The 24,362-nt window shown below is 46.8% G+C and carries 29 protein-coding genes; 13 read left to right on the top strand and 16 right to left on the bottom strand.

Annotated elements, in window-relative coordinates; all coding sequences use genetic code 11:
• Positions 1-2 precede the first annotated feature (2 nt).
• The 7 genes from HH301_RS11155 to HH301_RS11125 all read right to left on the bottom strand — a co-directional run bounded on the left by HH301_RS11155 (position 3) and on the right by HH301_RS11125 (position 6,693).
• Complete coding sequence (locus HH301_RS11155; protein ID WP_169568981.1) at positions 3-902, bottom strand: methyltetrahydrofolate cobalamin methyltransferase; 900 nt, start codon at positions 900-902, stop codon at positions 3-5.
• A 102-nt stretch (positions 903-1,004) separates the two neighbouring features.
• On the bottom strand, positions 1,005-2,093 hold the full coding sequence (locus HH301_RS11150; protein ID WP_169568980.1) for a methylenetetrahydrofolate reductase: 1,089 nt from the start codon (positions 2,091-2,093) through the stop codon (positions 1,005-1,007).
• Between the two features lie 6 nt (positions 2,094-2,099).
• Complete coding sequence (locus HH301_RS11145; RefSeq protein WP_169568979.1) at positions 2,100-2,618, bottom strand: methylenetetrahydrofolate reductase C-terminal domain-containing protein; 519 nt, start codon at positions 2,616-2,618, stop codon at positions 2,100-2,102.
• Positions 2,611-2,916 (bottom strand): virulence factor, encoded by a 306-nt coding sequence (locus HH301_RS11140; RefSeq protein WP_169568978.1) that lies wholly within the window; start codon positions 2,914-2,916, stop codon positions 2,611-2,613. The genes HH301_RS11145 and HH301_RS11140 overlap by 8 nt, the downstream gene beginning before the upstream one ends.
• Positions 2,913-3,530 (bottom strand): DUF1638 domain-containing protein, encoded by a 618-nt coding sequence (locus tag HH301_RS11135; RefSeq protein WP_169568977.1) that lies wholly within the window; start codon positions 3,528-3,530, stop codon positions 2,913-2,915. Before HH301_RS11135 ends, HH301_RS11140 begins: the two co-directional genes overlap by 4 nt.
• A complete protein-coding gene (locus tag HH301_RS11130) occupies positions 3,530-4,216 on the bottom strand; it encodes a corrinoid protein (protein WP_169568976.1) in 687 nt (228 codons plus the stop codon). Before HH301_RS11130 ends, HH301_RS11135 begins: the two co-directional genes overlap by 1 nt.
• Positions 4,217-4,254: 38 nt before the next feature.
• On the bottom strand, positions 4,255-6,693 hold the full coding sequence (locus HH301_RS11125) for a GcvT family protein (RefSeq protein WP_169568975.1): 2,439 nt from the start codon (positions 6,691-6,693) through the stop codon (positions 4,255-4,257).
• 280 nt (positions 6,694-6,973) lie between these two features.
• Here HH301_RS11125 and HH301_RS11120 point away from each other — a divergent pair, with 280 nt between their 5' ends.
• The 3 genes from HH301_RS11120 (at position 6,974) to HH301_RS11110 (ending at position 10,693) form a co-directional block, all read left to right on the top strand.
• Positions 6,974-8,515, top strand: coding sequence for a trimethylamine methyltransferase family protein (locus HH301_RS11120; protein ID WP_169568974.1), 1,542 nt, complete (start codon positions 6,974-6,976; stop codon positions 8,513-8,515).
• Between the two features lie 98 nt (positions 8,516-8,613).
• A complete protein-coding gene (locus tag HH301_RS11115; protein WP_169568973.1) occupies positions 8,614-9,489 on the top strand; it encodes an SDR family oxidoreductase in 876 nt (291 codons plus the stop codon).
• Between the two features lie 40 nt (positions 9,490-9,529).
• On the top strand, positions 9,530-10,693 hold the full coding sequence (locus HH301_RS11110) for an acyl-CoA dehydrogenase family protein (protein ID WP_169568972.1): 1,164 nt from the start codon (positions 9,530-9,532) through the stop codon (positions 10,691-10,693).
• A 35-nt stretch (positions 10,694-10,728) separates the two neighbouring features.
• On the opposite strand, the gene HH301_RS11105 is transcribed toward HH301_RS11110, so the two are convergent.
• The 8 genes from HH301_RS11105 to HH301_RS11070 all read right to left on the bottom strand — a co-directional run bounded on the left by HH301_RS11105 (position 10,729) and on the right by HH301_RS11070 (position 17,313).
• A complete protein-coding gene (locus HH301_RS11105; RefSeq protein ID WP_169568971.1) occupies positions 10,729-13,224 on the bottom strand; it encodes a hybrid sensor histidine kinase/response regulator in 2,496 nt (831 codons plus the stop codon).
• A gap of 18 nt (positions 13,225-13,242) precedes the next feature.
• Entirely contained in the window at positions 13,243-14,307 is a 1,065-nt protein-coding gene (gene flhB / locus HH301_RS11100) for a flagellar biosynthesis protein FlhB (RefSeq protein ID WP_169568970.1), read from the bottom strand.
• Positions 14,308-14,311: 4 nt separating this feature from the next.
• On the bottom strand, positions 14,312-15,073 hold the full coding sequence (fliR, locus tag HH301_RS11095; RefSeq protein WP_169568969.1) for a flagellar biosynthetic protein FliR: 762 nt from the start codon (positions 15,071-15,073) through the stop codon (positions 14,312-14,314).
• A gap of 11 nt (positions 15,074-15,084) precedes the next feature.
• Entirely contained in the window at positions 15,085-15,348 is a 264-nt protein-coding gene (gene fliQ, locus HH301_RS11090; RefSeq protein WP_169568968.1) for a flagellar biosynthesis protein FliQ, read from the bottom strand.
• 37 nt (positions 15,349-15,385) lie between these two features.
• Positions 15,386-15,715 (bottom strand): flagellar hook-basal body complex protein FliE, encoded by a 330-nt coding sequence (fliE, locus tag HH301_RS11085; RefSeq protein WP_169568967.1) that lies wholly within the window; start codon positions 15,713-15,715, stop codon positions 15,386-15,388.
• 29 nt (positions 15,716-15,744) lie between these two features.
• On the bottom strand, positions 15,745-16,152 hold the full coding sequence (flgC, locus tag HH301_RS11080) for a flagellar basal body rod protein FlgC (RefSeq protein WP_169568966.1): 408 nt from the start codon (positions 16,150-16,152) through the stop codon (positions 15,745-15,747).
• Positions 16,153-16,163: 11 nt separating this feature from the next.
• Positions 16,164-16,568, bottom strand: coding sequence for a flagellar basal body rod protein FlgB (flgB, locus tag HH301_RS11075; protein WP_169568965.1), 405 nt, complete (start codon positions 16,566-16,568; stop codon positions 16,164-16,166).
• Between the two features lie 169 nt (positions 16,569-16,737).
• Positions 16,738-17,313: a DJ-1/PfpI family protein gene (locus HH301_RS11070; RefSeq protein ID WP_206378271.1), complete on the bottom strand. Its 576-nt coding sequence runs from the start codon at positions 17,311-17,313 to the stop codon at positions 16,738-16,740.
• Positions 17,314-17,856: 543 nt separating this feature from the next.
• Between HH301_RS11070 and HH301_RS11065 the strand changes: the two genes are divergently transcribed.
• The 8 genes from HH301_RS11065 to HH301_RS11030 all read left to right on the top strand — a co-directional run bounded on the left by HH301_RS11065 (position 17,857) and on the right by HH301_RS11030 (position 21,710).
• Positions 17,857-18,183, top strand: coding sequence for an EscU/YscU/HrcU family type III secretion system export apparatus switch protein (locus HH301_RS11065; protein ID WP_169568963.1), 327 nt, complete (start codon positions 17,857-17,859; stop codon positions 18,181-18,183).
• The gene (locus HH301_RS11060; protein WP_169568962.1) at positions 18,173-18,448 is read left to right on the top strand and encodes a hypothetical protein; all 276 of its coding nucleotides are present in this window, start codon (positions 18,173-18,175) and stop codon (positions 18,446-18,448) included. The genes HH301_RS11065 and HH301_RS11060 overlap by 11 nt, the downstream gene beginning before the upstream one ends.
• A gap of 80 nt (positions 18,449-18,528) precedes the next feature.
• Positions 18,529-18,939 (top strand): flagellar biosynthetic protein FliO, encoded by a 411-nt coding sequence (locus HH301_RS11055; protein ID WP_169568961.1) that lies wholly within the window; start codon positions 18,529-18,531, stop codon positions 18,937-18,939.
• Entirely contained in the window at positions 18,936-19,736 is an 801-nt protein-coding gene (gene fliP, locus HH301_RS11050) for a flagellar type III secretion system pore protein FliP (RefSeq protein WP_169568960.1), read from the top strand. The genes HH301_RS11055 and fliP overlap by 4 nt, the downstream gene beginning before the upstream one ends.
• Positions 19,733-20,230: an EndoU domain-containing protein gene (locus tag HH301_RS11045; protein ID WP_169568959.1), complete on the top strand. Its 498-nt coding sequence runs from the start codon at positions 19,733-19,735 to the stop codon at positions 20,228-20,230. Before fliP ends, HH301_RS11045 begins: the two co-directional genes overlap by 4 nt.
• The gene (locus HH301_RS11040) at positions 20,227-20,556 is read left to right on the top strand and encodes a YacL family protein (protein WP_169568958.1); all 330 of its coding nucleotides are present in this window, start codon (positions 20,227-20,229) and stop codon (positions 20,554-20,556) included. Before HH301_RS11045 ends, HH301_RS11040 begins: the two co-directional genes overlap by 4 nt.
• A gap of 55 nt (positions 20,557-20,611) precedes the next feature.
• A complete protein-coding gene (locus HH301_RS11035; RefSeq protein WP_169568957.1) occupies positions 20,612-21,205 on the top strand; it encodes a LysE family translocator in 594 nt (197 codons plus the stop codon).
• Between the two features lie 115 nt (positions 21,206-21,320).
• On the top strand, positions 21,321-21,710 hold the full coding sequence (locus HH301_RS11030; protein ID WP_169568956.1) for a flagellar basal body rod protein FlgC: 390 nt from the start codon (positions 21,321-21,323) through the stop codon (positions 21,708-21,710).
• 29 nt (positions 21,711-21,739) lie between these two features.
• On the opposite strand, the gene HH301_RS11025 is transcribed toward HH301_RS11030, so the two are convergent.
• On the bottom strand, positions 21,740-22,705 hold the full coding sequence (locus tag HH301_RS11025) for an NAD(P)H-dependent flavin oxidoreductase (protein ID WP_169568955.1): 966 nt from the start codon (positions 22,703-22,705) through the stop codon (positions 21,740-21,742).
• Between the two features lie 68 nt (positions 22,706-22,773).
• Here HH301_RS11025 and HH301_RS11020 point away from each other — a divergent pair, with 68 nt between their 5' ends.
• Both HH301_RS11020 and HH301_RS11015 read left to right on the top strand, forming a co-directional pair.
• A complete protein-coding gene (locus tag HH301_RS11020) occupies positions 22,774-23,457 on the top strand; it encodes a TetR/AcrR family transcriptional regulator (protein ID WP_206378270.1) in 684 nt (227 codons plus the stop codon).
• On the top strand, positions 23,450-24,352 hold the full coding sequence (locus tag HH301_RS11015) for a phosphatase PAP2 family protein (protein ID WP_169568953.1): 903 nt from the start codon (positions 23,450-23,452) through the stop codon (positions 24,350-24,352). The genes HH301_RS11020 and HH301_RS11015 overlap by 8 nt, the downstream gene beginning before the upstream one ends.
• Positions 24,353-24,362 lie beyond the last annotated feature (10 nt).

Here is a 24,362-nt window from a genome sequence, read left to right as displayed (position 1 = left end):
GATTATCCCCGACGCCGTCTCCGGCCGGCCCGACGACCACCGCCCTCACCTTCGGCTACCGGCTCCCTGAATTTCTGAATCCAGTTTACACAATTTGGATCAGCGCCCATAACGACATTTGCACCCATGACGGCCTGCATTTCAGGCTCATGCAGCGGATTGGTAATAGCAGAAGTCATTCCAGCGCCAATCGCCATGGAGAGAAAGGACGCGTTCATTCCATGACGGTTAGGCAGTCCAAAACTAAAGTTGGACGCACCGCAGGTCGTATTAACCTTCAACTCCTCACGCAATCTGCGGATCAAGCGAAGTACCTGAACACCTGCGTCATTAATTGCTCCTACCGGCATAACCAAGGGATCAACTACAACGTCAGATGCCGGGATGCCATAATCTTGCGCGCGTTCAACAATTTTCTTGGCAACCTCAAACCTCACATTTGGGTCCTCAGAAATACCAGTTTCATCATTGGAAATAGCAACAACAGCGGCACCGTATTTTTTCACAAGTGGTAAAACCGTCTCCAGACGTTCCTCTTCTCCTGTGACGGAATTCACCAGCGCCTTACCCTGATATACTGACAAACCGGATTCCAGTGCTGCAACAATCGAACTATCAATGGACAGGGGAACATCGGTTAGTGATTGAACCAGCTGGACAACCTCCGCCAGCATTTTAGGCTCATCCGCCAGTGGGATACCAGCGTTCACATCCAGCATTTGGGCACCAGCAGCCACCTGTGCCAAAGCATCAGATTGAACACGGCTATAGTCACCCTGTTTCATTTCCTCAGCTAGCAACTTCCGACCCGTTGGATTGATCCGCTCCCCAATGATTACAAATGGCCGGTCAAAACCAATAATTACCTCTTTGGAGGCGGAAGACACAACAGTATCGGTCATTAACTAAATCCCCTAAAAAACCTGTCTGGCGCAGGTAGCGCAAACGTTAAAATCACTTAAGCTAACAATTTCAAAAATCACTTTCCCAAAACCGACACCCGCTCATTCAGATGCGGCAGCAACGGCATCAGACGGTTTTACCGGCTCGCCCATATGCTCAATGCCATGCTCAACCGCTTCAGCAACGGCAGCAAAATCTGGATTTGGGGATCTTCGCCAAGGAGAACGCCCCTTCAGCACACCACTTTCATGAACTATTTCCGCGACTAGTTCTTCCTGCCGGTATGCCATGACGTGGGCGCCTGAAACCCCATCCATTTCCCTGATCTGCTGCAACATTTCAATGCAGATTTTCTTACCCTCTTCCTTCTGGTTTTCTGCTCCTTCCAGACGGTCAATAATCGCATCTGGAATATGAATACCAGGCACATTAGTTCTGATCCAACGGGCGGCCCTCGCGGACGCCATTGGACCGACCCCAATCAAAATAAAGCATTTTTCGTGAAGCCCCATATCACGAACCCGCGTCATGTAGGTTTCGAGCATTGGCAAATCAAAACAATATTGAGACTGCACAAACTGGGCGCCTGCCTCTATCTTTTTTGCCAATCGCATGGGCCTGAAATCATATGGCGGCGCAAATGGATTAATTGCTGCGCCCAGAAACACGCGCGGAGGCGTTGTCAGTTTCCGGCCAGAGAGAAGCATGCCATCATCCCGCATCTGACGGATGGTTCGAAGGAGTGACATGCAATCCAGATCAAAAACTGGCTTCGCTTCCGGCTGATCACCAGCCTGAACCCCATCACCAGTCAGACAGAGAATATTATTCACGCCCATAGCGGCAGCACCGAGAACATTACCCTGTATCGCAATTCTATTATGATCCCGACAGGAGATCTGCATAATCGGCGAATAGCCAACACGGGTTAGTAGTGCGCAGATCCCAACAGATGACATATGACAATTTGCCCCAGAACCATCGGTTGCGTTAATACCATCCACCCAACCATCAAAAACAGCTCCCCGTTCAAAAACGTCATTGGGATCTGCACTGTCTGGCGGATTTAATTCTGCGGTAACAGCAAACTCTCCCGCCCGAAGAACCTGCTCCAACCGCCCACGGGAAGAATGCCCCTCCAACAAAGGGAGAGGTAATTCAGCGTCACTCATGCCTTCGAACTGAACCATCTTGCCTTATTTATCCTCTTCTTGGAGTGCTGCCTCTGAAGTTGCCCGAAGCCAGGCCGAACTTCCCCGCAAAGAATGATCAATGGGCTTTTGAACCTTTAAAATCTGATCTCCCCCCTGCATTTGCTGGCTGCCTTTCCACGCCTCCCCCCATACGCAGGGCATGTCAGGTTCCACCTCGCAATTGCCATTAGACCGCACACCGCCGCAGGGTCCATTTCGCAATGATTTTGGGCAGTTCATTGGGCAAGACATCCCCGTATCACTTAAGACGCATTGCCCGCACATTCGGCAATCAAACAGAAAGGCTTTAACGCGTTTCTCTACGGCAACAACAGGTTTTTCCACCCTGCTATATCCTAAAGCTGTCCACACCGGATGTAGTTTTAAAAACAGAGATGCCAGACCTTTGTAGATCTTCTCCAGAAAACGAGAATGTCTTACAGACCAGAGACGGATGGTGAAGGCTGAACGGGTTCTGGCAATCGGGTTCTGCTGTGCAGGATGGTAAGCGACCTTAACCATTCTTCCCCTCCCATCCCCCGCTTTTTACGAGCTTTTCCAAATATGAAGCATCATATCGCCCTTCCAACTCATCGGCCTGACTTTTAATGAGCGCATCAGCGTCTCCCGAGACTGTTGCTATCTCCTCGCGCTTCCAGCCTTCCAAATAGTCATCAGTATCATGGGATTTGTCCCGCATGGCTGCACGGTCAATCGCCTCCTGAAATCGATCACTCAGGAGATGTTTGACTGATTTACGTCCTTCTTTCAAAACCAGTTGAGACGGGATATCGCGCCAAGAGATCAACATCAACTTCATGTGGTAACCTTTTCAAACAAGAAGTCTTCGACAGTATGCAAGCCCGTAAAGACGTATTCGAATTCAAGACCGAGACGTTCAGCTGCAATCTTTGCCTCCTCAACAAATCGGCCGTCACTCAACTGAGCCAGATAAACAAGCCGTTTATAGTTTCCAAAAATTTGGGGAAGGAGTTGAGGGTGCTTATCTAACTTCAACCCTTGCCATATCAGGGTATCGAAATGGCGCACCAGAAAGTCCGTAAGATAAAATGTCCCAGGCTCCTCATCTGCAATTTCATCAAACGCCTGTGTACCGGTATAAAACTCATAACAATGAGCACCAGCTATTCTCTCAGCACCTTCATCTTGAAGAACAGCATCAATTCCACCACCAGTTCCACAATCCCCATAAAGAACAAGGATTTTATCGAATTTAGATTTATTCTCCCGGATCTTGGTTCGGAGCAGATCCGGGATTTTTTGAGGAGTATTGTGGAGTTTTGCAGGTAGACAAGTCAGCTCAATATGCGTGAGGCCAGGCTGTTTGAGTACAGCAATAGCCTCATTCGCAAGAGCCCCGCAGGCAATCAGCAGGGTTCTTAATTCGCGCTGATATATGTCCTCATACTGCATCAGGCGACATTACGCTCCGCCATTTTCTGCTTTGCGATCTCCACTGTCATTGCGGCATCACGCCCGTAAGCGTCAGCCCCAACACTATCAGCGAATTCCTCGTTCAGCGGCGCTCCACCCACCATGACGATGTAGTCATTGCGTATGCCTTTCTCGACCATGGCATCCACAACTACTTTCATATAAGGCATGGTCGTTGTCAGAAGAGCCGACATGCCCAGAATATCGGGCTCATGCTCTTCCAGCGCTTCTAGATATTTCTCAACCGGGTTGTTGATGCCGATATCAATCACTTCAAAGCCAGCACCTTCCATCATCATAATGACAAGGTTTTTACCAATGTCGTGAATGTCGCCTTTAACAGTCCCAATCACCATTTTTCCAGCTTTTGGGGCACCGGTTTCCGCCAGGAGAGGCTTCAGAACCTCCATCCCGGATTTCATGGCATTAGCGCAAAGCAAAACCTCCGGAACAAATAGGATACCATCCCTAAAATCTATGCCGACAATCCGCATGCCTTCTACCAGCGCATCCGTTAGAATCCGATACGGCTCCCAACCTCGATCCAGAAGAATTTCTGTCCCTTCAACAACTTCGTCTGCCAACCCGTCATACAGATCATCATGCATCTGTTCGACAAGTTCCTCATCGCTTAAAGTTGTCAGATCAATATCATCTTCGTCCATGTCCCACTCCGCCAATCAACCTTAACCAAATACCAACCCTAAGCCCGCAAGCTGACATTCTCTGGATCATACGCAGACTCCTCAATGATCTCCGCATCATATGATTGCCCAAGAATTTCGACACTTAATCGCGTTCCGATATCACTGCTTTCACTCGCCACATATCCTTGAGCGAGGCTCTTCTCCACCCAATGCCCATAGGCACCAGCAGTGACACGTCCCACCATATTTCCATCCATATCGCGAAGAGGCTCATTCCCGATTGCATCGGCGTCTGTAATGCCGTAAATCTCCAGCGCGACGAATTTCTGAGGAATACCAGCTTCCTTCTGTTTGATAAGGGCATCCCTGCCGATAAAGTCCCCTTTATCCAAATGAACGAAGCGATCCAGTCCGGCTTCAAAAATCGTGTAGTCTCTCGTCAGATCTTGCGCCCACATCCGATAGTTCTTCTCCATTCGGAGGCTATCCATCGCCCGCATTCCACACATACCGAGCCCAAATTCTTCTCCCGCTTTTACAAGCGCGTCAAAGATATGGTTCTGATACTCAATTGGATGATGTAGCTCCCAGCCTAAGTCCCCAACAAAATTGACGCGCATGGCACGGCATGGTGCCAATCCCACCGTTATATGTTGACCTGTCAGCCACCTGAATGCGTCTGACGACAAATCAGCATCGGTTACCTTAGATAAGATATCGCGGGCTCGTGGTCCGGCAAGTACCAGCACACCATGTTGAGTTGTCACATTGTCCAATCGAACTGAGTTATCGTTTGGAAGATGTTTTGTTAGGAAGTCAAAATCAAATCGCTCGGCGGCACCGGAGCTCACCAAATAGTATTTGTTCGGGCCATCCTTCATAATAGTGAACTCTGACCGAATACCACCTCGGCTATTTAAAACATGACTGAGATGAATACGCCCTGTTGCAATAGGCAATTTCCGGCAAACAAGTTTGCTCAAATAGTCTTCTGCCCCAGGCCCACTAACTTCAAACTTCGAGAAGCTGGTAATGTCTATCAAGCCAGCATTCTTTCGAAGATTACGGACTTCATTACCCACATGCTCAAAATACTTTGACCGACGGAAACTCCAGTCGTCTACTGGCTCGACCCCTTCAGGGGCAAACCAATTTGGGCGTTCCCAACCATAACGCTGACCAAAAACAGCTCCCCGGAAAGCGAGACGGTCATGACAAGGGCTCTGCCGCAACGGGCGTGCAGCTGGGCGCTCCTCATCCGGGTAATGAATAACAAAGACATGCTCGTAACATTCTTCATTTTTGATTTTTGTATAGGGCTTGGTGGCATAAGCCCCAAACCGGCGAGGATCAACAGCCATCATGTCGATACCCGGCTCGCCTTCGGTAATCCATTCTGCCAATTGCCAACCAGAACCGCCTGCGGCAGTTACACCAAAGCTGTGACCTTCGTTTACCCAAAAGTTCTTAAGCCCCCATGCAGGTCCAATCATTGGACTTCCATCCGGAGTGTAAGCGATTGGACCATTCACGATATCTTTGATCCCAGCGTTCTCAAAAGACGGAACCCTATTGATCGTCGCCTCCACATGGGGAAGTAGTCTTTCCAAATCGCCAGGGAACAGATCCTGACCAAATGTTTCTGGAACGCCGTCCACGAAACAGGCAGGTGCTCCCTTCTCGTAGGGACCAAGAATATATCCCTGTCGCTCTTCGCGAAGATAATAAGAGGCATCACTTTCACGAAGTACTGCCATTTCCGGCAGTCCCGCTTTTTTACGCTCGACCAGCTCAGGCACTTCATCAGTGACGATATATTGATGTTCAACGGGAATAACCGGTATATCCAGTCCCACCATAGACAGCGTCTGCCGCGCATAGTTGCCAGTACAGCTCACAACATGCTCAGCGATAATATCGCCTTTATTTGTCTTTATCAGCCATTCACCATTGGCTTGTTGTTCTATGGCCAGCACTTCTGTTTGACGATAAATAGTTCCGCCATTGTTTTTAGCGCCTATCGCCAATGCGTTAGTCAGATCCACCGGCGCAATATGCCCGTCATCCGGATGATACAGGGCGCCCACCAAGCCTTCTGTGTTACAGAGCGGCCATAGCTCTTTTACCTCTGAAGGGGTGATCATTTCAAAAGGAACACCGATGGTATTAGCGGTCCCGCAATATTTCAGGTATTCGTCCATCCGCTCCTGACTACAGGCAAGACGCAAATTCCCTGTGACATGAAAGCTGACATCCTGGCCCGTTTCAGCCTGAAGAGATTTGTAAAGATCAACACTGTATTTGTGGATCTGGCCAACCGTATAACTCATGTTAAAGAGCGGTAACAAACCTGCAGCATGCCAGGTCGAACCGGCAGTCAATTCCGTACGCTCAAGAAGAACGACATCCGACCATCCCTTTTTCGTCAGATGATAAAGCGTGCTAACGCCAACAACACCGCCCCCAATTACGACGACCCGCGCATGTGTTTTCATAAAAAGTACCCTTTTGCTCCCAGTTGCCGTTTTGCGGCATATCCCATGAAACAAAATTGAACTTCAGCACATTTATTGGCTAACCAAACCGCGACATTCGATGTTCCTGAAACGCCATGCAGCTTTGAAGTGATTTCAGCCCCCAAAATTCGAAAGGGTCGACTATTCAAAAAGCGCCAATGAAAGATTAAAAGAGACGACTTCGAGCTAGTCAGCAAATCCCCTTTTTATCATTCTTATTGTCATCGAATTTTGCGGTTCCAAATAACAGGGGAATGGGATGACTGCAGAGCCTACCAGATCTAAAGGACGTCGGGGACGTTCAGCGAGAAGAGAAGCCCGGCAAAGCAATCAAGGTGCGAAAAGCCCTTACATCATTCGGAAAATTCCAGTGACCAATCTTGTGAGTGATGAGGCATTGGAAATTGTCGAAGCCAACGCTGATATAGTACTTGAAGAGATTGGACTGAATTTCCTGGAAGACGAAGAGGTTCTAAAAATCTGGAAGGATGCAGGTGCAACCGTTAAAGGAACTCGTGTTCACTTTCCGAAAGGGCTTTGTCGATCTCTTTTAAAAACTGCACCCTCTGAATTTACACAGTTTGCTCGAAACCCTGCCCGGAATGTTCAGATCGGTGGCGACCATATCGTCTTTGCACCTGTTTATGGACCGCCGTTTGTATCCTGTCTGGACAAAGGGCGCCGGTATGGAACGCTGGAAGATTTTCAAAATATTGTGAAGCTGGCTTATATGGCCCCGTCACTACATCATTCCGGTGGAACTGTGTGCGAGCCTGTAGACCTGCCCGTCAATAAACGGCATCTGGATATGGTTTATAGTCATATAAAATATTCAGACAAACCGTTCATGGGATCAGTAACGGCACCTGAACGGGCAGAAGATAGCGTAAGCCTTGCGAAAATTGCATTTGGTGAGGAGTTTGTTGAAAATAACTGCGTGATGCTCAATCTGGTGAATGTCAATTCACCAATGACCTATGATGCGACTATGCTGGGGGCTTTGAAGGTGTACGCGGCTCATCATCAGGCTTGCGTTGTATCACCCTTTATTCTCTCAGGCGCCATGAGCCCGGTCAGCCCAGTTGGAACGCTAACACAAATCCTTGCTGAGGTTCTTGCGGGAATGGCACTGACGCAGCTGATCCGTCCTGGCACGCCAGTCATTTTTGGAACATTTGTCTCTTCAATTTCAATGCAGTCCGGTGCCCCAACTTTTGGAACGCCTGAAAGCTTGCTGGTTTTAAATGGCGCCTCCGCCCTCGCCCGGCGCATGAACCTTCCATTTCGATCTGGTGGTTCTTTTACGGCATCTAAACTCCCAGATGCTCAATCTGGATATGAAAGCGCCCAAACTATTCAAGCGACAGTAACTTCAGGCGTTAATTTTGCACTGCATGCTGCTGGCTGGCTTGAAGGCGGATTGGTAACTTCATACGAGAAATTCGTTATGGATATGGACCAACTATCCATGATGGAAGTGCTGGCGGCTGGCGTTGAAATGGACGAAAATGCTCAAGCCATGGATGCTCTGAGAGAAGTGGGACCAGGTGGCCATTTCCTCGGCTGTGATCATACGCAGCGAAATTTTGAATCTGCTTTTTATCGCTCCAAACTTGCGGATAATAATTCAGTCGAGCAATGGCAAGCAGAAGGCTCTCTTGATATGGCAATGCGGGCAAATAGCCTTTGGAAGAAAATGCTGTCCGAATATGAGGCACCGGCAATCGATCCTGCCATTGACGAAGCCTTGAATGCCTTCATCCAACAACGGAAAAGCAGTTTTCCCGACAGTAACATCTGACAAGCAACCCTGAATTAATAAGCTAGCTTTATAATTTTGTTGAAATTGCCCGCCATTCTTGAAACTATACTTTAAAAAACAAGAATGAGCGGGTGTGCATGTCTTACGATACAGTCTTCAAAAATGACCTATTCAAAGACCAAGCGGTCTTGATCACCGGAGGTGGAAGTGGCATTGGCCGCTGCATCGCACATGAAATGGCAAGACTGGGAGCTACGGTTGTCATCAGCGGTCGCTCTCAAGATAAACTGGACAAGGTAATTGCCGAGATCCAGGAGGATGGCGGCAAAGCATACGGCTTCACCTTTGATATACGCAAAGAGGATGCAGTCAAAGAGGCGATCGAGAGTATCCTTAAAACCGTTGGCCCCATTCACCATCTCGTAAATAATGCCGGCGGTCAATTTGCCGCAAAGCTTGAGGATATCAGCATCAATGGCTGGGAGGCGGTTGTCCGAAATAATTTGACCGGCGGTTTTCTGGTCAGCAAAGAACTCCTCCTTCAAAGAATGAAAGAAACTGGCGGTAATATTGTGAATATTGTCGCTGATTTTTGGCACTCTATGCCCAACATGGGCCACTCTGGCGCTTCCCGAGCGGGAATGGTCAATTTCACTAAAACGGCTGCTTTGGAATGGGCTCATTATGGAGTTCGGGTAAACGCTGTTGCCCCAGGGATTATCGCCTCCTCGGGTCTTGATACCTATAGTGATGAGCATAAGAAAACGATCCGAACTCGGGCTCAAAAAATGCCAACCAAGCGGTTAGGAACAGAATCTGAGATATCTGCTGCTGTTGTATTTCTTCTTTGCCCAGCAGCGGCCTTCATTACCGGTGAGACTTTACGAGTAGACGGCGGTGTTCCGAATACGACAATTAATTATGAAGTTCCAGATCACAACAGGCTTCCAGCCTATGACGGATTTCATCGCGTAGACGACTCAGACTTCATCAAGAGCCTCAAAAAAGGGTAATCTCCTTTTCATAAATAAAAACAATAAGAAAGGATACAAAATGAAGCTAACACATGAACATCTTCAGATCATGGAAACTACCAAACGGGTCATTGAAGAACATGTGAACCCCTATATGGATGAGTGGGAGAAAGCAGAGATATACCCCGCCCATCAAGTTATGAAAAAATTCGCGGAAGCTGGTCTTCTTGGGATTGGCAAGCCAGTTGAATATGGCGGGATGGACCTCGATTTTTCCTATGAGATGGTCTTTGCAGAAGCCCTCGGAAACATCAGAGGAAATGGCGTATCCACTTCTATCGGTGTTCAAACAACCATGTGTACGCCAGCCCTTGCATTGTATGGTAGCGGAGAGTTGAAAGAGCAATATCTTGCTCCCACAATTGCAGGAGATCTTGTTGGCTGTATCGGTGTCAGTGAAAACACGGCTGGCTCAGACGTGGCTGCTATCAGAACCACAGCAAAACGGGATGGCGATGACTATGTCATTAATGGATCCAAAATGTGGATCACAAACGGTGTTCAAGGTGACTGGATTTGCCTCCTTTGCAATACCTCCGACGATAAGAATATCCACCGAAACAAGTCGCTTATTATTGTCCCACTTAAAAGTAAAGGTGTGAGCGTCTCCCGTAAGCTTGATAAGCTTGGACTAGTCAGCTCAGATACCGCCGAACTTTTCTTTGATAACGTGCGCGTTCCTGTCAGTAACCGGATCGGCGAAGAAGGCAAAGGTTTTACCTATCAAATGGAACAGTTCCAGGAGGAGAGGATGTTTGCCGTCGCACGGGGCCTTCGGGTATTGGAAGTGCTAATAGACGAAACCATTGAATATACCGACCAACGCAAAGTGTTCGGAAATTCAATCTTGAGCAATCAAACTGTATATCACAGACTAGCTGCTCTTTCTGCAGAGGTTGAAGCCCTGCGTGCCCTCCTCTACCGGGCTGCAGATCTTTATATGCAAGGTGAGGATGTCACCAAGCTGGCCTCAATGGGCAAATACCTTATTGGAAAGTTAGCCGTTAAAGTCCCGAATGAATGCCTGCAATTCTGGGGCGGTCAAGGTGTGATGAACGAAAACTACATCTCTCGCGCCCTCAGGGACTTAAGGGTCACAGCAATTGGTGGCGGTGCGAACGAGATTATGCTGGAGATCATTGCCAAGTATATGAGTATCCACCCGGGCAAGAAAAAAGGCTAACGCAGAATTGAAAAAGGAGCCTTTCGGCTCCTTTTTTATTGGATCATAACTTCCTTGACCTTCTCCGCTATCTCTTTGAGGGAAAACGGTTTAGGCAGAAACTCGATTTTATCGATATCAAAATCCAGGTCTTTGCGGAAGGCATCCTCAGCATAACCAGAAATAAAGATAATTTTTAAGTCGGGTTTTTGCTTTGTAATATTCTTCACCAGAGTTGGCCCGTCCATATTGGGCATGACAACGTCTGTAATCAGCAAATCAATTTTACCTTCGTAAGTCTCCGCAAGCTCCAATGCTGTTTCGCCGCAATCAGCCTGCAGAACTTCATATCCCTTATTCTGTAACGCACGAGAAGCAAACAAGCGTACCGGATCTTCATCCTCTACCAGCAGGACTGTTCCAATACCGGATAGATCCTTATGAACTTTTTGCGGATCGATTGCAGCGACATCTTCTTCGCTTTGCGCTTCCATATATCGCGGCAAAAGAATCTCAAAGGTCGTACCAACACCATCTTCATTGTTATGGGCGAAAATAAATCCACCAGTCTGCTTGATGATACCGTAAACCGTACTTAACCCAAGACCGGTTCCTTCGCCCACTTTCTTGGTTGTAAAGAAGGGATCAAAAATCTTGGATAGCACTTCTTTTGGAATGCCTGTACCGGTGTCCGAGACATGAATTTTGATATATTCCCCTTCAGGGACAAGCTCATGTGCATCCACCCCTCGTTTATGGACAACATAGTTTTCAGTTCGGAATGTTAGTTTGCCATCACCGCCCATTGCATCCCGGGCATTCACAGCGAGGTTAATCACCACTTGTTCGAATTGGCTCGGGTCAACCTTCACAAGCCACAAGTCTCTCGCATGTTTGATTTCGAGAACAATTGTTTCACCAATCAGCCGCCGCAACAAGTTCGAGAGTTCAGCCAATACTTCAGTGAGATCTGTAACTTTTGGGCGAAGTGTCTGTTGACGTGAGAAGGCCAATAGCTGCCGCACTAGGCCCGCAGCGCGATTAGCATTCTGCTTAATCTGATTGATATCAGAATAGGATTGGTCACCAACCTGGTGCCTCAGAAGCAGAAGATCACAGAAACCGATCATTGCCGTCAGCAGGTTATTAAAGTCATGGGCAATACCACCGGCCAGTTGACCAACTGCCTGCATTTTCTGACTTTGCGCAAACTGGACTTCCAATTGCCGCTGGGCAGACGTATCAATGATATGGATGAGGATGCTTTCTGATCCCGCATCGCCGCTTCCGACCACACTGATATAGAAATTGGCAACGCGGTTACCGCCTTCCAATTTCATCTCAACTGCTTTTGGCGCTTTATCACTGGCTGTCGCCTCTTTCAGGCATTCCTCAAGCGTAGACCGATCACTCTCAGCGACCAATTCAGTCACATGTCGTCCAATTGCACTATCAACAACAGTTTCCGTCATGACACGGAAAGCTGGGTTCCCTTCCACCAAAATACCGTTGGCATCAAGAAGAACAATACCGATTGGCGCTGCCTCAAAAAAGCGCCGGAAATGCTCTTCAGCACTTTCCACCCGCTCTTTCCAGAGCTGCTCCTGCAGCATTTCGCGAACCACACTTCGTGATCCAACTATCTCCCCATCTTCGTCCTTAACGGTTGTTTGTGTAATATGGACAGGCAATACAGTACCGTCACGCCGATTTAATTTAAGTTCGCCTTCGTAGCGATAATTATCACTACCCATGCTATCCATAAGGTTCAGCTGCCGCTCATCGCCTTTCGCGACAAGATCTGAGAAAGAGAGATTACCTTCTGACAATTCACGCTGATGATAACCCAGCCATTCTGCGAATATCCGGTTTACAAACTGAATTCTTCCGCGACTATCAAGTGAATAGAAACCAACAGGTGCATTATTAAAATATTCCGTCAGTTTTTCCCGTTCACCTCTTTCAACCTCTTCAATTTTGTGCTGAATAGTTGTTTCTGCGACATACCAGATGATGTATTGCGGCAAGGCCCTGATTGAATGAGCCAGAATTGAGAGCCAACGACCATCAGTGGTTTTGACCTCAACTCGCAGGTTCTTCGTTTCATCGCGCAAAGCTGCATTATACAAAGCTCGAAGCTGTTCACGTGCGGCGATGTTGTGATCCATAGCCTCCATCAGTGTTTTAGGGCTGGATCGCTTGTTCAATTTCAGAGTTTCAAAATAGGCGTCATTTGCCATTACAAATTCGCCGGTCTTTGTTGTCATCAAACGACCTTCAGGACTAGATGACACAAATTCTGTCAGCAAATCGAGCTCACCTGAAGCTGCACGTCGCAAACCATAGAAAATCAGGTACCAAAGCCCGATCCCCATAGCGGCCAAAACCATGAAGCTCAGAATGGTTAAATTCACAAGACTCATTTCGCGGCCCAATAAAGCCGCAATGACAATCAATGTTGCGACCAGGAAGTACGCCGCCGCTAATTGGCGTGCATCAACTCCCAGTGAAAATCTGCGATTTTTCGCCCGAACCTTTTTATCTGACCCCATGATCCGGTCTTGTCCCCTCTATTTCTTTTTCAGACGCATCACATAGCCGATAATTTCGGCCACAGCACGATAGTGTTCGTATGGAATTTCCTGTTCCAACTCGCAGGATGCGTAAAGCGCACGAGCCAACGGTGGATTTTCTACAATAGGTATTTCATTTTCGTTAGCAAGTTCGCGAATTTTGAGAGCGATATTGTCCTGCCCCATTGCCAACACCATCGGTGCCCGATCAACCGCCTGATCATATTTCAAAGCAACTGCATAATGGGTCGGGTTTGTTACGACCACATCTGCGGACGGAACTGCCTGCATCATCCGTTGGCGAGAGCGTTGCAATCTCAAAGAACGCAAACGCGACTTGATCATAGGATCACCCTCGGACTGTTTGTTCTCGTCCTTAATCTCCTGCTTGGTCATCCGAAGTTCTTTGGTGTGATTATACTTCTGATACAACAAGTCCAATCCACCAATAACCGCCATGACAGAGGCAACACCTAGCAGTAAACTCAGGATCTGTTGCTCAACCAATGACAGGACACCGATCATGTCATAAGTCATTACCAATTGAAGCTCGTCCATCTCAGGGGCAACAAACATGAAAGCGATGGAGCCCACCAGCAACAGCTTTAAAATTCCTTTGAGAAATTCCGCGAAGGATTTCATTGAAAAAAGTCGCTTCACACCTCCAAAGAGGGAAATTTTATTAAGTTTAGGCTTTATTCTCTCAGCAGTAAAAACGGGTCGATGCTGGATGACTGTTCCTGCCAGACCGAAAATCATCAAAATCCCAAGTACCGGCGCTAAAACGCCAACGACTGCGTACCCAAGTTGTTGGAATGTATTTGCCAGGTTTCCAGAGCTGACTGGAATTGCATGAGGCTGTTCAACAAATTTAAACAGATCAAATGAGAGACCTTTTCCAAGGCCAGCCATAAAGATCAAGACAACAAGCGATATGCCCATGGTCATAAACCAATGGCTAACTTCCTGGGATTTAGCGACCTGACCTTTCTTATGAGCGTCCTCCAGTTTTTTCTGGGTCGGCTCCTCGGTCTTTTGAGCGTCGTCTTGATCTTCTGCCATTCAATTAGGTCCCAAGAAACTGCATGAGCGTTTCTTCGTAATAATTAATGAACCACATAATGCTGGCCCCCACGGTAATCGCAAATATTGCAAACGCCAGAATTATTTGCAGGGGCATTGCCACGAAAAAAATCTGAACCTGTGGCATCAGTCTATTTATAAGGCCAACACCAATATAAAAAGTTAATCCATATACCAAAAAAGGAGCCGAAATTTGGAACCCTAGCTTGAAGCTTCCTGCCACAAAACCAGCAACCAGATCGGCAAGATCACCAAAAGGAGGAAGCTGATAAACGGGGAACAATTCATAGCTGGCATAGGCACCTTGTAAAAACAAGTGATGTAGATCAGTGACAAAGATCATCGTGATCCCCATCAGGGTCAAAAAACTACTGGTAATCGCGCCTTGCGTCATTTGACCTGGGTCAAAAAACTGAGCCGCAGCTAGACCGGATTGCTGCGCGATAATTGTGCCTCCAATATGCAAGGCACTAATGGCCATTCGCAAAGCCCCTCCGATAAGAAGGCCAATAATGATTTCTGAACCCAACAACAATAATAGCTCAAATACATTTGATGGCTCACCCGGCAGTCGATCCTGAACAAACTGCATGATGAGAAAGCTGACTGCCAAAGCAATGGACAATCGAACCCTGGGAGATACAAACCCCTCCCCAAATCCGGGAACGACCATAAAAAGGGTCCCGATACGGGCAAAGACTAATAAAAATGCAAAAATATTTGTTGTAAGATATTCCTCCAGCATCTCTCAGCCACCTACAAGGCAGAGATCCGCTGTGTGATCAAATCCATTAGATCGATCATCGCCGAAATCATAAAGGGAAAGAAAATGATAAGAGAGAGGAATATCGCAAGAATTTTTGGCACAAACGCCAAAGTCATTTCTTGAATCTGGGTCAAGGCCTGAATCAAAGCGACAACAAGACCTACCCCAAGTGCTACCAACATGATTGGCGCGGAAACCTGCAACAGAACCCAAATGGCTTCCCTTGCCACATCCACAACATCTGTTGGTGTCATCTTGAACCTCTTGCCAATCAATTGATCCTTTGGATCATTAGATTGGCATTTTTATGATGTCTTGATAAGCCTGAATTACACGATCGCGAACAGAGACAACTGTTTCTAGTGTCACTTCTGCACTACTCACGGCAGTCACAATATCAACGAGACCGGCTTCTCCCGTCAATGACTGGAGTGAGGTTTTCTCAGATGCCATTCCATCCTGAATGGCTGACTGGCCAGCTTCGTCTAGCAGCTCAGAAAAACTTGGTCCGGATTTAACTTCATCCACACCAACGGCTGCGCCTTGGCCTTTGCTGTCGGCAGCCTGTTCCAATGCTTTCGCATAGGCTTGGGTGGCTGAGATTGGAGATGTTTCTACCATGGAAATCCTTACCTTAGTCTCTCAAGCTATTATCGCAAAATATCCAATGTTTGTGCAATCATTCGTTTTGAGGCTTCGATTGTCTGAATATTTGCCTTGTAGGACCGTTGTGTCTCTTTCATATCCATCAATTCAACTAATGAATTAACGTTTGGCGTTTTCACATAACCTTCTTCGTCCGCAGCCGGATGACTAGGATCGAAGCGTTTCTGAAATTCTGATTTATCCTCAGTAATTTTATCGACCTCTACTTTTTGAGCGTTCAGTTCCCGATCGAGATTGTTCTTAAAGGTTATAATCTTCCGGCGATAAGGATCCTGTTCCGGTGTTCGGCCGACGCTGTCTTTGTTGGCCAGGTTTTCAGAAATGACCCGCATACGCTCGCCCTGAGCCTTCATCCCAGCAGCAGCAAGCTTGATTGATTTCAAAAGATCCATCTCAAAAGCTCCTATCTACCGCGACCAAGAGCAGTTTTAAGCAAACCAACCTGCTTCTTGTAAAGTGATGTGGTCATTTGATATTGCATCTGCGTGTCTGCGAGTTTCATCATTTGATCTTCCAAAACAACAGCGTTACCTGCTGGCGTGACCTCATAATGCTCGCGTTCAACTTTCGGATTAAATGGCTTCTTCTGCTCATTCACGATATGCCCTTCACTCGTCGAGGCCATATAGACCTTGGCTTCTTTTGAACCTTTGACAAGGTCTTCAAAACTCTGAGGTTTCAGGTCAGAGGCCCGATAGCCAGGAGTGTCCGAGTTAGCAATATTCTGGGAAAGAACAGACTGACGTTGTGATAACCATTTCATGCGTTCTGTTAGCGCACTGAATAAGGGTATGCTTTTTAAACTCATAGGTCTCTCACAATTTCCGCCACAAATCTGCACTTCTTACCTTATGTACAATTTGTAAACAAAAGGTAAATTTTTCGGTTAAATCTTCGCTAAATTCAACCAAACAGACAAAAAAAACGCCCCCTATTCATGGAGGCGTTTTCTGAAAATTCTCTTTAAAAGCAGAAGTTTAAGCTGCTTCCCAAGCTTCAGGCTCATAAGACTGAATACATTCTACGAATTTGTAAACCAGTGGAAGGATTTCGCCTTTGGCTGTACAAAGCATATCATCGACAACCAGGTTTTCGTCCTGAAGATCTGCTTTAAACTCAATCAAACGCTCTTTTGTGCTCTCAACTTCCACCAAGTTCCGGTGCTCAACCAGATCGCCAACTGCGATGATCTGAGCTGCGTCTTCAAACAAAGCAACCGGTTTATTGTCTTCCATGAAGCCCTTCATGAAGCGAGCAGTTTGAGGGTCTGAACTCAGGCGCTGAACATGACGAGAGCCACCAGGAACAATAACCGCATCAAAATGATGGGACATGGAAGTTGGCAAAAATGCATTTGCTGGGAAGAAATGGCCCCAACCATTATTGTGCCAGCTATTCACTACACCTTTTTCAGGAGATACAATTTTCACATCTGCGCCAGTCTCTACCAAAGTCTTGTGCAAGTCTGTCATGTGGGATTCTTCAAAACCATTTGCGACAAGAATAGCGACTTTTTTACCGCTCAGCGTGTTCTCCAGTTGCATAGTGATCATTTTCCTTTCATTTACGATCCTGACGGACAGGATCGTCTACTCACCAAACACTCCCCAACCCGGCAATTCGCCATAATCACAGGTCATCATCCTGTCGGGCAGTGAAGCAAATCCAATTTATCTGCTGCTAGTAATGAGACTAAGTCTCATCGGGAAGACGTCCGGCTGGCGGCCGTCAGATGCACGACTTGTCCTTGTCGGCGAGCGGAACATAATCATTCCCTAAACGACTTGCAACCTGAAAATGAAAAGAAATTGCAATCCGCAATAGATGAAACAGATTATTCTGATATTCTGAAATATTGTTTTAACTCAAATCTTTTTTACGCAACTGATCGCTTATTGCGGAAATAGACCGCCCAAACAGAGCTCAATCAGTTCCTGAAATGTAGATAAGTGTCTAAGAAGCAACAACAAAACCTGTCTTTTTGGATCGGTAAGTCTAAATTTGATTATAGTTAATTTTTCGCTGTATTCTTATGCCAGACTAACTTAAACCTAGATGACAGGCGTAGCGTCCCTAATCAGAGAGTTTGTACCCGCATGAGTGACGATAGGACAAATAAAAGCGATCCGGCTATTGCCGTTGCCTTGTCCCATGAAAAAGGCTCAGCTTCGGCGCCGGTTGTGACAGCAACAGGCAAAGGCGAGCTTGCGGAACAAATCTTGAAAATCGCCTTTGAGAACGGGGTCAAAGTTCGCGAGGATGCAGATCTGGCGCAGATTCTGACTCAAGTCGATGTAGACAGTCCAATACCCCTTGAAGCCTTTGCGGCAGTATCTGAAATCCTGTCCTACCTTTACAAGGCACAGAATATAGATATGTCACCACCACAGTTCGAAGTACCCGAGATACCAGATGACAACTGATCAGCTTCTTGAAGATATCCAGATTATGAAGCAGGAACTGGAGAGTAGCCTGGCTAAAACAGCCAGAGGGGAAGATGTGGACATTTCCAAAATACCGGACAAACTTGGCGTTCTATATCAAAATGCCAAAACTCTTGGTGCAGAGGATACAGGCGAGCTTCAAAAAGGGCTTGAAGAACTGCTTACCCTGCTCGACAATCTATCCAAAGAGATCCAGAAAAAATACGAGGATTTAACCCAGCACATCAATTTACTGGACGTGTGATTTAAAACAGCCTTATGATTTTTCGATATACCAAAGGTAACGCGGAGGCAGATACGTCACAAGGACGCAAGTGATACGAAATGGATTTACTCTTGTATGCCAAATATCTTGTTGTTCTCGTTTTCGTCCTGGGACTTATCACGTTGATCGCCTATGCAGTCCGAAGATTTGGGTTTGTGCCATCAGCGGAAAAACACCGGAGTTCAAAACGTCGTCTGGCAATCTCTCAGATGATAGGTCTGGATGCAAAGCGGCGCCTCGTCTTAGTACGGCGTGACGATCAGGAACATCTGTTACTTTTGGGCCCAGATGGAGATCTTGTGGTAGAGAGCAACATCCCTGCGCCTAAAAAACACGCCAAGAGCGAACATTCTGAGCCACAGGCGAATGACGCCCATGAAAGAACAGAAGATCTTGAGGCCGATGGTCATCAAGAGCCTAAATTTCCAAGCTTGAAACCATTACATTTACGCGGGAATGCGGAAGAATGAGAAGCCCTCTCTCAAAAAAGATAATTGGCAAGCTCTTTTCGCTGCCCGTTTTTCTAGGCATCACCCTAGCGTTGGGTGTCATTGCCTTCTTCATTCCTGCTGAGGCTATTGCCCAAACCTTAAGTCTGGATCTGGGAGATGCAACGGGCCCTCTAACTGGTCGAATTGTGCAGATCGTTGTCCTGATGACTGTGCTAAGCCTGGCGCCTGCAATCCTAATTGTTACAACATCATTTACACGCCTTATTGTCGTCCTGTCTCTTCTTAGAAGTGCGCTCGGGGTTCAAACGACGCCTCCAAACGTGGTGATCATCTCCCTCGCCTTGTTCCTGACCGCGTTTATTATGGCGCCGACCTTTCAAGCCGCTTATGACAACGGCTTGCTCCCCCTGATAAATGAGGAGATTGACGAAACAACTGCTTTTGAAAGGATGGCACTTCCTTTTCGGGACTTCATGTTGAAACATGCACGCGAAAAAGATGTGCAACTATTCATGGATCTGAGCGCGACAGAGACTGTCCAGACCCCCGAAGAAATCCCTCTCAAGGTCCTAATACCATCCTTCATGATTAGTGAACTCAAGCGGGCATTTGAGATTGGTTTTCTGCTTTTTGTGCCTTTTCTTGTCATCGATATGGTGGTTGCATCGATTTTGATGTCCATGGGTATGATGATGCTCCCGCCTGTGATGATTGCCCTGCCTTTTAAGCTGATCTTCTTTGTTTTAGTAGATGGCTGGAACCTTGTCGCCCGAAGCTTGGTTGAAAGTTTCGTTTCAGGAGCACCGCCCACATGAGAAAAGCCTTGAATGGCGGGCTCTTATTCCTTCTATTTACAGCTCTTTTTCAATTTGCAGCATCGGCACAAGAAGCGCCGCGCTGGTCAGATACTCACCCTCAAATTAATCTAACCCACATTTTTGAGGGTGAAATCAACAAGCGGGGAAAAGCAACTGGCTTCCATCATGTGTCAAATCCTGAGGAGCCTCAAAAAGCGCGGATCCAAAAAATATTATCTGGCCCTAATCGACTGGGCATCTACACAGCCATAGTTGAAATATTCGGCCCTGCTGATAAACTCTGGAAATCAAAGTTTTCAAGCATGTTTCCAAATGATGTTTCAAAGCCAACTATTGTTGGCCTGATCTTGAAAGCCTTTCAAGATAGCGAAAAGAGAAATGCTGGAAAATGGCGCGGGAAATCAGGAGCCGGTTACTTCATAGAAGGATATCTGCTTCCCAATGGAAAAATCGTAACTGCCTACCCTATTTATGAAGCAGACAATCGATGAACTACGAAATTCTGAAAGATGAAGAAACAGGCCTGTATCGACTGGAAATCGACGCAGCCTTCAATGTTCTAAAATCATATTTGGAAAGTGAAATTCAACAAGACATGGTGCTGTGCAAGCTTCTTCAAAACAGGATCAGTAGTGCCAGCCTTTCCAGCTTTAATCTGTCTGGTAACCTTTACGATATAACTTTGAAGCAAGCTAAAATTACGATCAGCAATCAATTTGATGAGACAGACAGCCTAACCCTTGATAGCGAAGCTTTCCTCAAACTTTTGGAGGATTGGTCCAAATTTGTGACGCAGGGCTCACAAACGACGACTTGATAGATTGACTTCTCAATGGAATTAGGTCAACAATACTGACATAAGGAGCATCCCCATGTCAGTCGCCTTTACCGCTCTCTTGTCGTATTCCTTTTTAAATTCGGCAACACCGGGCCCCAATAATATAATGCTAGCCTCTTCGGGGGTAAATTTTGGCTTTAAGAGAACCATTCCTCATTTTCTGGGGGTTTACCTAGGGTTTCTCTTTATGCTGGCAGTTGTGTGTTTTGGCCTTGGTGAAATCTTCACCCGATTTCCGGAAATTCAACCAATCATGAAATATGCCGGGAGTGCCTATTTACTGTATCTCGCATGGCGGGTCAGCCAATCTTCAAGCATTGCAAGTGTTACAGTTTCTAAACCCTTTACATTCTTAGAAGCTGCCCTATTCCAGTACATCAATCCCAAGGCCTGGATCTTGGCAGGAACGATCCCATCGGCATTTGTTGAAACAAGTCCAGTTACATTGACAGATATCGGATTACTCGTCACAGGCCATGCAATGGTTAGTCTGCCAGCTATCCTTTTTTGGGTTCTGGCGGGCACCCAGTTGCGGCGATATTTGTCTAGTCCCACAAAACTTAAAATTTTCAATTACGTGATGGCGATTTTGCTCGTCGGTACAGTTGGGCTGATCTTGTTCGGGTAGACTTCGGACACAGTCCTTTAACTTTTTATTAATAATTTTCTCTTAAAAAGGGTAATTATTAGATCTTATATTCGCATAAATTTTATTTAAAATTTTATGCAAAGGAGTTTGGATCATGTCGGTTATCAGTTCCGCTTTGGCTGGCCTGAACGCATCAACCCGCCGCATAGAAGTCGGCGCCTCTAACCTGGTCAATTCACAGACCGTTGGAAAGCCAGGCGCTTCTGGTGAAGAAGCTGCCTACAGGCCCGTAGATGCTGTGCAAATAAGCGGTTCTGGCGGCGGCCCTGAAGTCGTAATTCGTGAACGTGATCCCGCGAACTCACTAACCTATTCACCAGATCACGCTTTGGCTTCTGAAGAAGGTTACGTAGAGAGTCCTAATGTGGACATAGCAACCGAGCTTGTGAACAACAAATTGGCTCAGCGCACCTATGAGGCCAATTTAAAATCCATTTCGACCTGGGATGAAATGCAGGAAACTCTGTTGGATATAAAATCCTGAGCTCCCTGCCCTTTCTTATTTAAAAAGCCTTAAAGGTTCAAAAGGCGCTCACGCGCAGTGTCATATTCTTTTTTGAGGCGTGCGACCAGCTCACCTGCGGTTGGCACTTCCTTCACAGCATTGATACCCTGACCACATCCCCAGATATCCTTCCAGGCCTTCGCTTTCGTGTTACCGCCAGAACCAAAGTTCATTTTACTCGGATCACTCTCAGGCAAGTTGTCCGGATCCAGTCCCGCATTCAGGATGGAAGGCTTTAGATAGTTCCCGTGGATACCAGTAAAGAGGTTGGTATAGACGATATCGTCTGCACTGCTGTCTACGATCCCCTGCTTATAGGCCTCACTTGCGTTAGCTTCTTTTGTTGCGATGAATGCAGATCCGATATAGGCCATATCCGCCCCCATTGCCTGAGCTGCCAAAACAGCGTCACCGGTTCCAATGGAACCACTCAACAATAAAAACCCATCAAACCATTCTCGAATTTCCTGAATAAGCGCAAATGGTGACAGCGTTCCCGCATGCCCGCCAGCACCAGACGCAACCGCGATGATACCATCCGCCCCTTTTTCAATTGCTTTTTTAGCAAACCGATTATTGATCACATCATGAATTACGATGCCGCCAGCTGAATGCATCGCATCATTAACCTCTTCACGAGCGCCCAGAGACGTAATGGTAATAGGCACCTTGTATTTGGCGCAAAGCTCGACATCACGCATCAAACGATCATTTGATTTGTGCACAATCTGATTAACCGCAAAAGGAGCTGCTGGCTTGTCTGGATTAGCCTGGTTATAGGCATCCAACTCCTCAGTGATCCGCTTTAGCCATTCTTCCAAAACTTCGATTGGGCGAGCGTTCAGGGCTGGGAATGATCCAACAACACCTGCCTTGCACTGCGCAATAACTAGATCTGGATTAGAGATGATAAATAAAGGGGAACCGACCACAGGTACTGATAATCTCCCTTTCAGCATTTCCGGCAACGACATTTGCTAACTCCTTGCAATCATTATTCTTCTTTTTGAATTTAGACTTTTGAAGAATTGGGGTTTAAAAAATGGACATATGTCCGTATAATTCAAAAACGGACACATGTCCACATAACAATTACAAAGCGGAAGTGATTTCTGTGACTCGAAAAGATGCCCGGCAAAATAGACAGATCATTATGGAGGCTTTTCACAAAGCCACACGAGTAGATCAAGCACATCTGCCAACCATGTCAGATATTGTCAAAATCTCTGGTTTGGGGCGCGGAACTGTATACCGGCATTTTCCGGATCCCGGTGCCCTTGCTTTCTCTTTTATCAGTACCGGATATGAAGTTCTCTTCGCCCGGACAAGAGACAACTTAAAAGCCGCTAATACACGCCAGCAAACAAGAGAGGCCCTAGAGGATCACCTTTATCGATATCGTGCGTTTAACGTTGATAACCTGACCTTATTGACCATACCTGATGTAGTGACTTCAGAAGGTTGTGACCTGGCCCTCACAAGCCAACGGCAATCTGTCCGGCGTGCAATTCGAGATATGGCTGGAATTGGAAAAACTTCGCCTTCCCTTTTGGAAACTGCAGTTGACCTCATCTCAAGAACGGGGGACCCCCTTCACCTTAAATATGTTGGTCTTAAGCAGCAAAGCCCAGATCCACTGGCTAAGCCTGCTGTCGAGTTTGCCCTCTCATTAGCCGATCAAATTGCGGATCAATTGACATTGGAAAAGGAAGCCTCCAATGCTTGAGGAAATTCTCAGGATAGACATTCTAGCTCTCCAGGCTTTTGCAGAGATCCGAAATCCTGTCTTTGATGGTGTCTTCTGGGTTGCAACAGAACTTGGACATGAGTCGTTCCTCATGCTCTTCGGCGCTATCGGTTTCTGGTTTGTGGACAAGGATGTGTTCAGGCGTGCTTTACTCATGCTGCTTATCGCTGCGCTTCTAAACTCTGTTCTCAAGGAATTTTTTGCACTTCCCCGACCGATCGTCACAGCACTTTACGAAGCAGAGGGCTATAGTTTCCCGTCAGGACATTCACAAACAGCTGCGGCTTTTTGGGGCTGGATCGCATTTGAATATCGAAAAAGACGTATATTGCCGGGCTTACTCATCGGACTTGCCGGACTAGTTGCATTAAGCCGGCCTTATCTCGGGGTACATCACTTTCACGATGTTGCTGGTGGACTGATCCTAGGTTTCTTGCAAGTTGGTATATTCAGCCTCTTACTCAAAGGTCCAAATTCCCAAGTAACACCGCTTAAATGGAGTCTGGCAATTGGTATCGGCCTCTTGATATCAGTGACCTCCGCCGTCTATTTTGAACATCCAGACATGAAGAAACTTGCAACTGTTTTGTCTGCTTTGATTGCGAGTTGGCTGGTGGGCGTTTTGTTAGAACAAAAATTTGTAAACTTCACACCACCGAAAGCCTGGCCCGACCGGATCTTAACACTCTTGGTCGGTTTCATAATCTTGATCCTACTTTGGCGTGGTCTTAAGCCCGCATTCCAACTCATCGGGTTCGAAGGATATGTAGCTGATTACCTCCGATATTTGGTTACGGGCCTCTGGTTCGCAGTGGGCTTACCCCATGTCTCTATGAGATATTTGCGAAGATCCACCCCCTCACTGAAAACCTAGAACACATGAT

The sequence above is a fragment of the Sneathiella limimaris genome (assembly GCF_012932565.1).
In the GTDB taxonomy this organism is placed as follows: domain Bacteria; phylum Pseudomonadota; class Alphaproteobacteria; order Sneathiellales; family Sneathiellaceae; genus Sneathiella; species Sneathiella limimaris.
This window is presented reverse-complemented; position numbering and strand designations above follow the sequence as displayed.